This window comes from Embleya scabrispora DSM 41855, assembly GCF_000372745.1.
Classification (GTDB): Bacteria; Actinomycetota; Actinomycetes; order Streptomycetales; family Streptomycetaceae; genus Embleya; species Embleya scabrispora.
In genome coordinates, this window is the sequence record NZ_KB889670.1 from 112,277 (window position 1) to 127,540 (window position 15,264).

3 protein-coding genes and 1 pseudogene are annotated in these 15,264 nt (G+C 71.4%); 1 reads left to right on the top strand and 3 read right to left on the bottom strand.

The window, feature by feature from the left end; genetic code table 11:
- Positions 1-2: 2 nt before the first annotated feature.
- A complete protein-coding gene (locus tag A3IC_RS0123215) occupies positions 3-1,010 on the bottom strand; it encodes a carbohydrate ABC transporter permease (RefSeq protein WP_020552455.1) in 1,008 nt (335 codons plus the stop codon).
- A gap of 99 nt (positions 1,011-1,109) precedes the next feature.
- Positions 1,110-2,423 (bottom strand): ABC transporter substrate-binding protein, encoded by a 1,314-nt coding sequence (locus tag A3IC_RS0123220; RefSeq protein WP_020552456.1) that lies wholly within the window; start codon positions 2,421-2,423, stop codon positions 1,110-1,112.
- 749 nt (positions 2,424-3,172) lie between these two features.
- Between A3IC_RS0123220 and A3IC_RS56070 the strand changes: the two are divergent.
- Positions 3,173-3,355, top strand: a pseudogene (locus A3IC_RS56070) (alpha/beta hydrolase); the annotation flags it as partial.
- 227 nt (positions 3,356-3,582) lie between these two features.
- On the opposite strand, the gene A3IC_RS56075 reads toward A3IC_RS56070, so the two are convergent.
- Positions 3,583-15,156: a non-ribosomal peptide synthetase gene (locus tag A3IC_RS56075; RefSeq protein ID WP_205354410.1), complete on the bottom strand. Its 11,574-nt coding sequence runs from the start codon at positions 15,154-15,156 to the stop codon at positions 3,583-3,585.
- Positions 15,157-15,264: the final 108 nt, after the last annotated feature.

The window sequence follows — 15,264 nt, forward strand, 5'->3', positions numbered from 1 at the left end:
GTCTACTCCTCGGACTTTCCGGTGAAACGGAGCTGGATCGCGGACAACAGGAGCGCGAGCAGCAGGACGACCACGGCGGCGGCCGACGCGTAGCCGACCCGGGGACCGGGCGAGGTCGCGTAGTTGTACACGTAGGTGCCGGAGATCTCGGTGCCGCCGGCCGGTCCGCCCTTGGTCGAGAAGAAGACGATCTCGAAGGCGCGGAAGGACATCAGCAGGATCGAGACGACCACCGTCTTGTGGGTGGTGCGCATCAGCGGGAAGAGCATCGTGCGCAGCAACTGCCAGAACGAGGCGCCGTCCAGGACCGCGGCCTCCAGGAGGGAGGTGTTCAGCGCGCTCAGGTCGGCGGTGTAGTACATGATCGGCAGGCCGACCAGGTAGACGAAGATGCCGATGACCACGGCGTACGCCAGGCCCGGTTCGGTCAGCCAGTGGCCGGCCAAGAAGTCCAGGTGGGCGCTGCGCAGCGTCTCGTTGAGCGTGCCGTAGCGGTTCTCCATCATGCCGCCGAACACCGAGGCGACCAGTGCGACCGGCATCAGCGAGGGGACCAGGAACACCGCGTAGAAGACCTTGCGGCCGCGCATGCCCGTGCTCAGCACGACGGCCAGGAAGAAGCCCAGGGTCAGTGCGCCGGCGACGGCGGCGGCGGCGAACACGACGTTGTTCAGCAGCGCCCGGATGAACCGGTCGTCGGTGAACAGCAGTCGATAGTTCTCCAGTCCGACCGACTCCGGGTCCAGGAAGGACAGGTCGGTGCGCTGGAGGCTGGTGCGGGCCAGGAATACGAAGCCGAAGACGTAGAACACGAGGTAGAAGGCGAGGAGCGGGAGGAGGAACAGCAGCGCCGTGCGCATCATCCCCCGCTGCTGCGGGCCGTCGATCCGCTTGGTCTTGCGTGTGCGACCGGCTTTGCCTGCGCGGCGCAGGCCGGGCAGGCGGCGGGGGGCCGCCGGCCCGGCCCCGGCTGACGCGGTGCCGGCCGGGCCCGGGGCGGTGGTGGTCATGATGGGCGTCCTTGCCGATCGGGGGCGGTGCGGCGGCGTGCCGGCCGGGGGAGGGCGGCGTGTTCCACGCGCATGCTTGGGGTGCGCCGGGTGGTGCGGCTACTTGCTGTAGCGGCCGCTCGTGAACTCCTCCTGGAGCTTCTTCGCCTCGGAGGAGGGGTCGGAGCCCTGGATGACCTTCTTGACCGTGTCGCCGGCGACCACGGTGAAGTCGCTCATGTTGTTGCGCTCGCCGACGGAGGAGTCCACGAGCTGCTGGAGCGCGGTGTAGCCGGTCTTCGCGGTCTCGGTGGACAGCACGTCCGGCGCGAGTGCGAAGTCCTTCTTGCTCGGGAACAGGCCCAGGTCCGCGCCCCATACGGAGACGCCGTCGCCGACGGTCAGGAACTTGAGCAGCTCGGCCGCCTCCTTGGGGTGCTTGGAGTTCTTCGGGACGGCCAGGCCGGTCTCGATGAAGCCGCGCAGCGAGGGGGTCGCGGTCGGATTCAGCACGGGCAGGGCGGCGGCGCCGACGTCCTTGATGTCGATCTTGTTGGCGCTGCGGTAGCCGGGGGAGAGCATGCCCGCGTCCCAGGTGCCGCCCACGTAGAACGCCGACTTGCCGGACGCGAACAGCTCGGTGGCGCGCGTGCCGGTCAGGTCGAGGGTGTCCTTGCTGAGAGTGCCGTCCTTGTACAGGCCCGCGTAGTCGCGCAGCGCGCCGACGTACGCCTCGTTGTCCCAGCGGCCCTTGCCGTAGCGGATGTCGTTGAACAGCGTGGGTGTGGTCTGCCCGGCCACGGTGAGCGCGACCTCGTCCTGGAACCACGAGTCGCCGGCCATCACGACCGGGATGCTGTCCGGTGCGGTCGCCTTGACCTTGGTGACGGCCTCTTTGAGCTCGGCCATGGTCCTGGGCACGGTGGTGACGCCGGCCCGGTCGAGCATGTCCTTGTTGTAGAACATCGCGGCCGAGCCGAGGCGGCCCATCGGGATGAAGTAGAGCTTGCCGTCCTTGACCAGCTTCCGGCTCTGGTCGAGGGCCTTCGGCGCGAGTTGGTTCAGTACCTCGTCACCGATGCCCAGGTCGGCGATCGGGGTCAGCTTGGCGTGCAACTGCTCGGCCATCGCGGAGGTCTGCACGCCGACCAGGTCGAGCTTCTGACCGCTGTTCAGCGCCAGCGGAAGCTTCTTCTGGTAGTCGGAGTTCGTGCTGAGCTGGAGGTCGACCTTGATGTTCGGGTTCGCGGCCTCGAATGCGGCGATGGTCTTCTTGAGGGTCGCATCGGTCGGGAACCAGGTCGAGTACTTGAGGGTGACCTTGCCGCCGGTCGAGGACGACGCGCCGTCGTTGCCACATGCCGAGGCCAGCATGGCGAAGGCCGCGACACCCGCCACCGTGGTGGCGAACCGCCGTATCCCTGAGCTCTTCATGGTTCTCCGTAAGTTGTTGGACGGCTCGCGGCTCGGACCGACCCCGTGATCGAGCCGCACAGGTCACCTTTTGAGGCACCTGCGGAGGGATGTGAGGGTTTGCGGGTCACCCTGCAGGCGACCCGCGGTGGGCTGGAGCTTATACATCCGATCTCTGGCCGCACAAGGGTTACGGAGCGCTGCGGCCGACTCGATACCTCGGGTCCCGTTTCGCGGGCAATTCTGGCCCCGACGGTGCTACCACTTGCGGTTTTTGGCGACGAGATGCACGGTTCCGGATCGGGGGTGCAGTCGTCGGTTCTGTACTGACGGCGACACATACATCGGCTCTTTGTGATGCAGCGGAGTGTGTGTCGCGGTGTGAAGCGGAACGGGCCCGGGGGGCGTCACAGGCTCCGGATCGCGGGTGGGTCGCCTCCTCGCCATCGGCCGGTGGCGCCGACCGGTCGTCTCCTCCACCGGAGTGCCCGCGCGACGACAAGAACGGCCTACTGCGATCGGCTCCGCAATCTGCGCAGGACGTCGCGGACCGCGACGGTGTCGGTGTGGTCGGGGCCGAGGAGGCGCTGGCTCTCGGCCGGAATCCGTTCGGCTCGTGTGGTGGCTCCTCCGCCGCTGAACCGCGTCGAGTTCGGCGGAAACCGGGTTCCTGCGACGAGCTTCAGGGCGTGGATCGCTCGTTCTGCGTTGTCAGACGTCTCGGTTGGCGTGCGACCAGGGCGAACTTCGTGCTGGTCGCGGGTGCGTGCCTCGGCGAGCTTCCGGCGACGTACATCACGTGCCTGCTCGACGGCGCCGAGCCGCGCGAGGAGGTGGCCCGGCTACTGGAGAGCGATCAGTGGCGGCTGGTCGAGATGGACACCGGCCACTGGCCGATGTTCTCCCAGCCGGACGAACCGGCGCGGATTCTCCTCGACACGGCCGGTCGGTGACCGCGGTTCGACGGGGTCGCGGGCACAACGCGCCGGTTCGACGGCTACAACCGACCACGTCGAAGCGAACCTGCCGTGGCGCGTGGCCCGGCCGGCCGTCCGCCCGGCGGGTGGTCACGCACCGGGACCACGAGGACGAGTGTTCGACGGGGACGTCGGCGTTGCGCGACCGCGAAAGCGAACGTCCCCGCCCACAACACTGGGTCGGCAGGGCCCACCGGGGCTTCTCACTCGCCGGTGACCACGCGGGACACCTCCTCCGCGCGGTCCTTGACGAAGTAGTGCCCCGCGCCGTCGATCACGTGCAAGGTCACGTCCCGGGCGTAGTGCTCCCAGGCACGGTAGCCCGTCGCGTAGCCGTCGGTGAGCGGGTCATCGCTGCCCATCAGGGCCCGCACCGGGGTGCGCAGCCGCTCCCAGCCCGTCGCAGTCTCGCGCTGGAACCGTGCGGCCTCGACCATGTCGTGGCGTACGACGGTCAGGACACGGTGCCGGTCCGTGTCGTCCAGGGCTCCGGAGAAGCCGCCCACCGCGTGCAGTCCGGCGTAGAGCCGCTCGTCCGCCACGTCCGCCGGCTGGTCGTCGGCCGCGTCGCCCTGCGGGAACGCGGCTCCCAGGACGATCCGTGAAGGGGCGGCGCCGCAGTCCTCGAGGAGGCGGGCGACTCGGACGGTGAGGAGCGTGCCCGCGCAGTGCCCGTAGAGCGTGTACTCGCCGCGCACGGTCTGCGCGATCTCCTTCGCCAGCAGCTCGGCGGTCTCGGCCCAGGGCCGCAGTGGCTCGTCGGGGCGCACCGGGTCGTGTCCGGGCAGCTCGACGGCCCAGAGATCGGCGTGTTCGAAAAGCTCCCGGGCGAGGGCCTGGTAGGCGGTGGCGTTGCCGCCGCCGTACGGGACGCAGACGACGGTGTGCTCGGGGTCTGTCCCGTCCTTGCGCTCGGGGGTCAGGCGGTGCAACAGCCCGGATGCGTCTGCCGACGAGGCCAGACACGCGGCCAGTCGACGGGGCGTGGGGTTCTTGAAGACCTCGACCACGGGCAGCCCCCGGCCGATGGCACGGGCCAAGGCGACCGCCTTGAACGAGTCTCCTCCGGCGTCGAAGAAGTCGTCGTCGACGCCCACGCCATCCTGGTCGAGGTCCAGGACGCGGCTCCACGCACGGACGACGTGCAGCTCCAGAGCCCCGGAGGGCCTGGCGACAGCGGGGCCCGACACGGTGCGCGCGGGCGCGGGCAGGGCCGCGTGGTCCAGTTTGCCGTTGCCGGTCAGCGGGATGGAATCCAGCGACACGAAGGCGGCGGGGACCATGTGGTCGGGCAGCACCCTGCGCAACTCGGCGCGTAGCACGGCCGGTTCGGGCAGACCATCGGAGCCGGCCCGGACCACGTACGCGATCAGCGCCTTGTCTCCCGCCGCGTCGACGCGCACGGCGACCCGTGCGTCGGCCACGTCGGCACGCGCGAGGAGCGCCGCCTCGACCTCGCCGGGTTCGATACGGAACCCGCGAAGCTTGATCTGGTCGTCCGAGCGCCCGATGTACTCCAGTTGTCCCCACCGCGTCCAGCGGGCCAGGTCGCCGGAGCGGTAGAGGCGGCTGCCGGGCGGTCCGTACGGGTCGGCGACGAACCGCGCCGCGGTCAGCCCCGGACGGTTCAGATAGCCACGGGACAGCTGGCCTCCGCCTACGTACAGCTCCCCCACGACCCCTGCGGGTACGGCACGCAGTGCCCCGTCCAGCAGGCGCACGTCCAGTCCGGGCAGGCCGGTGCCGATCGCGCTGCCCGCGCCGCTGTGCACGAGCGCGGGGTCGAGCGGGCCGTGGGTGACGTGCACGGTGGTCTCCGTGATGCCGTACATGTTCACCAACCGCGGCGCGTCGGCGGGGTGCCGCTCGTACCACTCGGCGAGACGCGCCAGGTCCAACGCCTCGCCACCGAACACCAGTGTGCGCAGGGCCAGTCGGCGACCCATCTCGGGGCTCTCCCGGTCCGCGCGGATCAGCTGATGGAAGGCCGACGGGGTCTGATTGAGCACCGTCACCCCCTCGCGCACGAGCAGCGCGAGGAAGTCGTCCGGCGACCGGCCGATCTCATACGGGACCGTCACGAGGCGCCCGCCGTGGAGCAGCGGCCCCCACAGCTCCCACACCGAGAAGTCGAAGGCGGGCGAGTGGAACATCGTCCACACGTCGTCGGCGCCGAAGTCGAACAGGTCCCGGGTATGGGTCATCAGGCTGAGTACGTTGCGGTGTGTGACCAGGACGCCCTTGGGACGGCCCGTGGAGCCCGAGGTGTAGATGACGTAGGCCACATCGTCGGGGTTGTGGGTGCCGCGCTCGTCCGCGTCCGGGTCGTGGCCCGGCAACGCGGCGAGCGCCGCGTCGGTGCCGGGGCTGTCGATGACCACGGATGGCGTCCCTGACGGCAATCGGTCGGTGAACGAGGCGTCGGTGACGACGAGTTCGGGGCTTGCGTCGGTGAGCGTGTACGCGATGCGGTCAACCGGGTGGCCCGGGTCGACCGGCACGTACGCGGCGCCGGTCTTCAGGACCGCGAGAAGCGCGACGACCAGTTCGGCCGAGCGGGGCAGCGCCACGGCCACCAGTCGGCCCGGCCCCACGCCGCGCCCGCGCAGCAGGCGGGCCAAGCGGTTCGCGGCGGCGTTCAGCTCCGCGTAGTCGAGCGTCCGTGCTCCCCCGGTGACAGCGGGCCGCCGCGGGTGCGCCGCCGCCGTCGCCTCGAAAGCCCGCGCGACCGTCAGGTTGGGGACGGGGCCGCCGAGGCCGCCCGCGCGCGACCAGTCGCTCAGGCGCAGCCGCTCCTGCGGTTCCAGTACGTCCACCGCGCCGACGCGCTGCGCGGGATCGGCCACGAGCTGTTCCACGACCCGCACGAAGCGGTCGGCGAGGCGTTCGGCCGTGTCCCGGTCGAAGAGGTCGGTGGCGTATTCGAGGTGGCCGACGATGCCCTGCCCCGCCATCTCGGCGAGGTTGAAGAACAGGTCGAACTTGGCGACCCGGCCGCGCAGCGGCTCGAAGCCCACCCGCAGCCCGGGCAGCACGAAGTCCTCACGAGTGAAGTTCTGCCAGGCGAGCACCACTTGCACCAGCGGCGAATAGGACGTCGAGCGCTCGGGGTTGAGGACCTCCACCAGGCGCTCGAAGGGCACGTCCTGATGGTCGTACGCGTCCAGCGACTTGCCGCGCACCTGATCGAGCAGGTCCAGGAACCCGGGGTTGCCCACCACCCGGGCACGCAGGACCCAGGTGTTGACGAAGAAGCCGATCAGCTCGGCGAGGTTGTCGTCGGTGCGGTTGGCGATGGGGGAACCGATGGCGATGTCGTCACCGGAGCCCAGCGCGTGCAGCAGGACGGCGAGCGCGGACTGGAACACCATGGACGCGGTGGCACCGCGGCTGCGGGCCAGCTCCTCGACGGCAGCGGCCGTGCGCGGGTCGATGGCGAACTCCACCACGTCGCCCCGGTGGCTCGCGACGAGAGGGCGAGGACGGTCGGTGGGCAGCTGAAGAGGCTGCGGCAGACCCGCAAGCTCCCCCTTCCAGTAGTCGATCTGTGTGGCCAGGAGGCTGTCGGGGTCGTCGTCGGAGCCGAGCAGCTCATGCTGCCACAGCGTGTAGTCGGCGTACTGTACGGGCAGTTCGCGCCGGCGCGGCGCCTCGCCGCGCAGGCGGGCGGTGTAGGCGGCGGACAGGTCCCGGGCCAGCGGCGCGAACGACTCTCCGTCGGCGGCAATGTGATGAATCATCAGGAGGAGGACGTGTTCCTCGGCGGCGAGGCGCAGGAGCGTGGCGTGGATCGGGATCCGCGAGGCCAGGTCGACGGGGCGGGCCGCCGCCGAGGCCAGGACCTCGCGCAGGTCCTGCGGCGCGACATCGACGACGGGCAGGTCGATGGTCAGCTCCGCGGCGTCCAGGACGTACTGGCGGGGCTCGCCCGCGGCGTCCTCGGGAAACAGGGTGCGCAGGCTCTCGTGGCGCGTCACCACGTCGCGAAGTGCCTCGGCGAGCGCGGCCGCGTCGAGCCGGCCGGTCAAGCGCAGCGGGAACGGCGCGTGGTACGTGCTCGATCCGCCCTCGAACTTGTCCAGGAACCACAGGCGGCGCTGCGCGAAGGAGAGCGGAACGGTCTCCGGGCGCGGTGCGGCACGCCGCAGCGGGGTGCGGGTGCGGGGGTCGTGCGGCAGGTGCTCCACGAGTTCGACGACCTTGGGGGCCGCGAACAGGACGCGCAGCGGCAGCTCGATGCCGAGGACGGAGCGGACCCTGCCAGCCAGACGTGTCGCCAGCAGGGAGTGGCCGCCCAGGTCGAAGAAGTCGTCGTCGATACCGACCCGGTCCAGACCGAGCACCTCGGCGAACAGCCCGCAGAGCAACTCCTCCAGCGGGGTACGCGGGGCCCGCCCGGTGGCCGTCGGCGCGAAGTCGGGGACGGGCAGGGCCCGCTGGTCCAGCTTTCCGTTGGGTGTCAGGGGCAGTGAGGCGACGGCGATGACGGCGGCAGGGACCAGGTGGGCGGGCAGTCGCTCGCCGAGCCGGCCGCGGAGCGAGCCGACGAGCACGCCGATGCGGGACGCGCCGGACGGGTCGGTGGCCAGTTCCCGATCGGGGCGTGCGGTGGACGCGGGGTACCGGGCGATGGCCCTCCGGCCGCGCGGGAGGAGCACGGCGTCGAAGCGTTCGGCGCCTGTCGCCGAGCCGGTGAGCCGGGCGGTCAGGGTGCGCTCCGCCGCCCAGGCCCACAGGTCGTGCGGATCGAGGGCCCTGCCGGTGGCGTCCGGGTGCCCGGCAGCGGGACTGGATGGGCTCCCGGCCGTGGGACCGGTCAGCCCCAGCTCCGCCGCCAGTGCCGCCTCACTGCTGAGCCGGGCGTTGGGGATGCCCGTGACGATCAGCGCACCCTCGCCGTCGCGGGTGCGCCACAGCCGGTCCAGGTCGTCGAGGCCCACTGCCTCCGCGCCCCACGGCACGCGCGGAGCGTCGTCGAGGGCGAGGGCGCCGTCGTCAGCCGAAACCGGGCGCAGGACGACGTCGTAGCGGTGCCGGGTGAGTTCGTTGTGGACGCGGCCAGGTTTGAGCCCGACGTCCACGCTCGCGACGCCGTGCCGCTGCGCCCAACGCGTGAACCACTCGGGGTCCAGGGCAAGTTCGGGTTCGAGGAGCACCGCGCGCTGTACCGCGGCGCGGGCCGCCGCCGGGGAGTCGTCCGGGTGCCGGGCGCGGTGTGCTCCGGCGCGGAACAGCCACAGCGTGGCCAGGTTGCGCACGTCGCCGACGAGGATCCGTCCGCCCGGCGCGAGCAGCGGCAGCGCCTGTGCGAGCACCCGGTCCAGGTAGTCGGCGTCGGGGAAGTACTGCGCGACGGAGTTGAGTACGACGACGTCGAAGTGGCCGTGTGGCAGGCCCGTGACGTCGTCGGCCGCCTGGTGGTGCAGCGTGCACCGGTCGGCGTACCCGGCCTGCTCGACCTCGTCACCAAGCCGTTCGATGACCTCGGCGGACAGGTCGGTACCCCAGTACTCGGCGACCCGCCCGATGATCGACGACATCAACAGGCCGGAACCGACCCCGAGTTCGAGCACCCGGCGCGGCTCATCCGCAGTAATCCGATCCACCGTCGCGGCCCGCCACTCCCGCATGTCGGACAGCGGGATCGGCCGGCCCGTGTAGCTGGAGTCCCAGCCCGAGAAGTCCTGCCCCCACGGGGCGCGCGCGTTGGCGTAGATCCGGTCGTAGATCTGCTCCCAGGCTTCGATCCGCTGTTCCTCGTCGATGGCGGGGGGAAGGTCGGCGCCGGGCACCACGTACCCGACCAGGCGACGCTCGCCGGTCCTGTCCGCGACGATCGTCACGGCGGCCTGCGCGACGCCGGGGTGGGCGCTGAGGGCGGCCTCGACCTCCCCCGGTTCGACGCGGAAGCCGTTGACCTTCACCTGGGAGTCGGCGCGGCCACGGAAGTCGAGCTGCCCGTCGGGGGTACGGACGACGATGTCACCGGTACGGTACATGCGCTCCCCCGCGGGCCCGAACGGGCAGGCCACGAAAGACCGGGCGGACCGAGCGGCGCGCCCGAGGTAGCCACGGGCCAGGCCGGTGCCCGCGAGATACAGCTCGCCGGGGACTCCGGGCAGGACGGGCCTGAGGGCCGTGTCCAGGACGTAGGCGCGGGTGTTGCCCTTCGGCCGGCCGATGGGCAGCGCGTTGGGCACACCCGCGGCGGCGGGGACGGGGTGGTAAATGGAGAAGCTGGTGGTCTCGGTGGGTCCGTACACGTTGACGATCTCGATGCCGGGGCAGGCGGCGACGACCCGGGCCACAGCGGTCGGGGACAGCACGTCGCCGCCGACCAGAACCTCGCGCAAGCCCGCGAAGCTCTCCGGCTCGCTCTCGGCCACCACCTTGAACAGGCCCGCCGTGAAGCACGCGACCGTCACCCCCCGAGCGGCGACGAGACCGGCGAGCGTGGTGATGTCCAGGCGGCCCGGCGGGGCGAGGACGAGGGTGCCGGCGCGCAGCAGCGGGGTCCACAGCTCGTAGGTGGAGGCGTCGAAGGCCTGCGCGCAGTGCATGAGGACCCGCTCGTGCGCGCCGTTCGCGAAGCGGCGGTCCAGAGCGAGGCTCGCCACGGCGCGGTGCGTGACGGCGACGCCTTTCGGGGTGCCGGTGGAGCCGGATGTGTACATCACGTACGCCAGCTGGTCGGGATGGTGCCGCAGTTGCGGGGCGCGATCGGCGGAGCGTGCGATCTCCTGCTCGACGGCGGGCTCGTCGATGACCAGGAACGGGCAGATGTCCGGCGGGAGTTCGGCGGCGAGCCGGGTGTCGGTGAGGACGAGGGCGGGTGCGGCGTCGCGCAGCATGAACGCGAGCCGTTCGGCCGGGTAGTCCGGGTCGAGGGGCACATAGACACCCCCGGCCTTCAGGATCGCGAGCGTGGCGACGATCAGGTCGGCGGAGCGCGGCAGCGACAGCCCGACCGGCGCGTCCCGGCCCACGCCTCGTGTGGCGATGACCTGGGCGAGCCGGTTGGAGCGGGTCTCCAGCTCGGCGTAGGTGAGCTGCGGTTCGCCGTCGACGACGGCGATCGCGTCCGGGGTCTCGGCGGCCCGCTCGGTGAACAGCTCGTCGAGGGTGGCCTCCCGCAATGCTGTCGCGGTGTCGTTCCAGTCGGTCAGGAGCTGCTCGCGGACCGCGCCGGTGACGATGTCGATCGCGCCGACCGGCGTGTCGAGGTCTTCGGTGAGACGGCGCAGGATCCTCTCGTACGCGGCAACGATGTCGGCCACGCGCTCGCGGTCGAAGAGGTGGTTCTGGTACTGGACGGCCACCTTCAAGTGCGGTTCGGCGAGGGCGACGACCGCCATCGGGTAGTGGACACCACTGAGCGGGCTCAGGCCGGTGATCCGCATCCCGGCGGCCGACGTCGCCTCGCTGATGGCCACGCTGTCGACGGGATACGACTCCAGGACCACCATCGTGTCGAACAGGGCGCTCAGGCCGAGGTCCTGCTGGATGTCGAGAAGCCCGTGGTGCTGGTGGTCCAACAGGGAGCCCTGTCGGCGGTGCAGTCCGGTCAGGATGTCGCGCAGCGTCCGGCCGGGGGCGCAGTCGACGCGCACCGGAAGCGAGTTGATGAACAGGCCCACCATCGAGTCGACCTCGGGCAGCTCGGGCGGCCGTCCGGAGACGGTGGTACCGAAGACCACGTCCTGACGCCCGGTCAGCCCGGCCAGGAGCACCGCCCAGGCGCCCTGCAGCAGCGTGCTGGGGGTGACCCCCAGTTCGGTCGCCGTCAAGGCGAGGTCGCGCGCCGCCTGCGGCGCCAGGGGCACCTCGATCAGCCCGCTCCCCGCACTGTGTCCGTCCGCGGGCGCGTCGGGGACCAGCAGGGTGGGCTCCTCGATCCCGGCCAGTTCCCCGGCCCAGGCGTCGGCCGCCGCCTGCTGATCCTGCCGCGCGAGCCAGGACAGGAAGTCGCGGTAGCTGCGCACCGCAGGCAGCGCCGTGCCGTCGCCCGCCGTCGCGTACAGATGCGGCAGCTCCTTCATCAGGAGCGGCAACGACCAGCCGTCGAGCAGTATGTGATGGACCGTCAGAACCAGTTCCCAGCGATCCGCCGCCAGCTTGACCAGGGAGAGCCGCAGCAGCGGTGGCGCCGCCGGATCGAAGTACGCGCTGTGGTCGGCGGCCAGGAACCGCTTCAACTCCTCGTCCCGCCGCGGCGCGTCCAGCGCGCTCAAGTCCAGGTGACACCAGGGCAGTTCCACCCGTCGCGGCACTACTTGGCGCCACTCTCCCGAGCTGTTCTGGGTGTACGCCGCGCCGAGGTTCGGATGCCGGTCGAGCCAGGCCTGCCCGGCCGCGCGCATGCGCTCCGGCTCCACCTCGCCGGACAGGTGGAAGGCCAGCTGCATGTGGTACGCGTCGAAGGACGCGGTGCTGGTGAGCATGGTGTGGAACAGCAGACCGGACTGCATCGGGGTCAACGGCCAGACGTCCATCAGCCGTCCGTACCGCGCTTCCCAGGCGTCCAGTTCGGCCTGGTCGATGTCGACGAGAGCGGTGTCGGACGGGGTCAGCCCGCCCGCGTCGGGGCGGGTGCTGTGGTCGGCGAGTGCTTCCAGCGCCGTGCGCCACAGGTCCGTCACGTCCTGTACGTCACGGTGGGACAGCAGGTACTCGGGGTAGCCGATCCTGGCCTTGAGGCAGGGACCCTGGGGTGATTCGTCGACGTACGCGTTGATGTCCAATGAGGCGAGCGCGGGCATGTCCGGGTCGGGCTCGGGGATGAGGCCCGTGGTGCCCGCGCTCGGCGTGAAGCCGAGGCCGTGCAGGTCGTCGGGCATGTTCCCGGCCGCGGCGAGGTGACCCAGGTAGTTGAAGGCGATCTGCCCGGTGGAGTGCCACCGCAGGGCTTCGCCGGTCTCGGCGTTGAGGTGGCGCAGCAGCCCGTACCCGATGCCCTTGTCCGGGATGCCCGCGAGCTGTTCCTTGACGGCCTTGACGGCGGCTCCGGCGGGGGTTCCGCCCGCGAGCGCTTCGTCCAGGTCGACCCCGTGCACGTCGAGGCGGACGGGGAACATGCCGGTGAGCCAGCCCACGGTCCGGGACAGGTCGGCGCCCGGCACAGCCGACTCCTCCCGACCGTGGCCCTCGACCCGCAGCAGGAGCGAGGTCTCGGCGATGCCCCGCCGCTTGCGCCACTCGGCCACTGCCAGCGCGAGCGCGGTGAGCAGACCGACGTCGACACCGCTGCGGAACGCGGTGGGCAGGGTGGTGAGCAGCGCCCGCGTGAGGGGTGCTGGCAGTTCCAGGTGTACGTACCGGACCGTGGACGTCACATCGACGGCCGGGTCGAAGGGGCGTGGGCCCAGATCGGGGTCGGGTCCCGCGACAACGCGTCGCCACAGGGCGAGTTCGCCGGTGCGCCGGGGCGAAGCCGCCTCCTCGGTGAGGGCGTGCGCCCAGCGGCGTACCGAGGTGGCGACCTCGGCGAGGCGCGGAGTTCGGCCGTCGCGGACCTGCTGCCAGGCGGCGGCCAGGTCCGGGAGCAGGATGCGCCAGGAGACGCCGTCGACGACGAGGTGCTGCAGGACGATGCTCAGCCGGCCCGCGGTCCGCGGGCCCGCATCGAACCACACGAACCGGGCCATCACCCCGGCCGCCGGGGCCAGCCGGTCGGCCGCGTCATCCAGTTCCTTCCGCGCCCGGTCGAACCAGTCCTCGCCCCAATCGCCGTCGACGGGGACACGGCGGATGAGCCCCGCCGCATCGACGGCGCCGGGCAGGGCCACGTCGAGCCCCGTCACCTCTTCGCCGTTCACCAGGGTCGAGCGCAAAACGTCGTGCCGGTCGATGACCGCGGCCAGTGTCGCGACCAGACCGGCCTCGTCGATCCCGACGGGCAGATCGACCGTCATCGTCATGGCGAACCGGTCGTGGCCGCCACCCAGTTGCAGCACGTGGTGAGCCACCGGGAGAAGCGGCGTGAAGCCCACACCTCCACCCGCCAATTCGGCGAGCACCGGTGCCTGCCGCGCGTCGCCGGCCGCCTCGGCGAGTTCGGCCACGGTGCGGCATTCGAAGATTTGCCTGGGTGTGACCTCGACGCCCTGTGCCCTGGCCCGCGAGACGACCTGGATCGAGCGGATGCTGTCGCCGCCGATGGCAAAGAAGTCGTCTTCGACGCCGACCTGTTCCAGGCCGAGCACCTCCGCGTACACCCCGGCGAGCACCTTCTCGACGGGAGTACCCGGGGCGCGGTAAGTGCCTACGGTGAACTCCGGTTCGGGCAAGGCCCTGTGGTCCAGCTTGCCGTTCGGGGTCAGCGGGACCCGGTCGATCAACACGAACGCCGACGGCACCATGAACTCGGGCAGCCTGCCGGCCGCGAATCGGCGCAGCTCTCGCGGCGACACGGTCCCCACCAGGTCCACGTCCAGCTCACCGAGGCTATCCACGGCGCCGAGGCCGGACGGGCTGACGCCAACGGGCACCGCGTAGCCCACCAGCCGCCGCTCGCCGGTACGGTCCGCACTGACGGTGACCACGGCCTGTGCGATGCCCGGGTGTGCGGTGAGGACGGCCTCGATCTCGCCGGGCTCGATGCGGAAGCCGCGGATCTTGACCTGGTCGTCGTTGCGGCCGAGGTATTCGAGCTGGCCGTCGTTGCCGCGGCGCACCACGTCGCCGGTGCGGTACATGCGCGAGCCCGCCGGGCCGTAGGGGTCGGCCACGAAGGTGCCCGCGGTCTGGCCCAGGCGGTGCACGTAGCCGCGGGCCAGGCTCGGGCCCGCCACGTACAGCTCGCCGGGAGAGCCCGGCGGGACCGGGGCCAACCGCCCGTCGAGCACGTACACGCGGCTGTCGGTGACGGCNGTGCCGATCGGGGCACGCTCGACGGTGAGAGGGGTGCTGATGGCGCCCAGCACCGTCGTCTCGGTGGGGCCGTAGGCGTTGACGATCCGGCGCCCCTGTCCCCACCGGGCAACCAGCCCGGGCGGGCACGCCTCACCGCCCACCGTCAGCACCCGCAGCCGGGTGAGGGTGCGCGCGGCGTCGGCCGGCATGGTCATGGCGACGCTGGGCGGCATCATGACGTGCGTGACGTCACGGGCGGCCAGCGTGTCCGCGAGATCCTCGCCCGCCAGACGCTGGTGCTCGGGCACGATCAGGGCCGCGCCCGTGGTCAGGGCCATCACCAGTTCCCAGAAGGCCGCGTCGAAGCTCGGCGAGGCCTGCTGCAGGACGCGCGAGTGCGCGTCGAGANCGANGTGCTCGNNGNNCNTGGCGCTCAGCGCGGCCAGACCGGTGTGGGTGACGCTCACGCCCTTGGGCCGCCCGGTGGAACCCGAGGTGTAGATGACGTACGCCGGGTGNTCCGGGACCAGAGCGGTGTCCGGGTCGGTNTCGGGCAGTTCCCGCCAGGCCCGCCGGATGTCCTCGTCGTCGATGGCGACGAGTTCGGTGGGCAGCCCCGCGGGCAGCTCCCCGGCGGCGGACCCGGTGGTGAACACCACCGCGGGGCGCGAGTCGGCGACCATGTACGCGATGCGGTCGCCCGGGTAGTCCAGGGCGATCGGCAGATACGCCGCACCCGCCTTGAGGATGCCCAGCGCCACCGCCACCTGGTGCGCGCCGCGCGGCAGGGACACACCGACCGGCTGCTCGGGCCCGATGCCCCGGGCGATCAGCCAGTGCGCGATGCGGTTCGCCCGCGCGTTCAGCTCCTGGTACGACCAGGAGTCGTCGATCGACTCCACGGCGAGCGCCTGCGGCGCCCGCACCAGGCACGCCCGGAACAGGTCGGGGAACGTGGCCGCCGCAACGCTTTGTTCGGCCCGCCGCTGCTCGTCGATCAGCAGCTCGCGCCGCTCCCGAGCGGTGAGCAGGTC

Bases quoted from the DNA above. Each gene is read 5' to 3' on its own strand.
- A3IC_RS0123220 (WP_020552456.1), bottom strand. From the start codon at position 2,423: ATGAAGAGCTCAGGGATACGGCGGTTCGCCACCACGGTGGCGGGTGTC.
- A3IC_RS0123215 (WP_020552455.1), bottom strand. From the start codon at position 1,010: ATGACCACCACCGCCCCGGGCCCGGCCGGCACCGCGTCAGCCGGGGCC.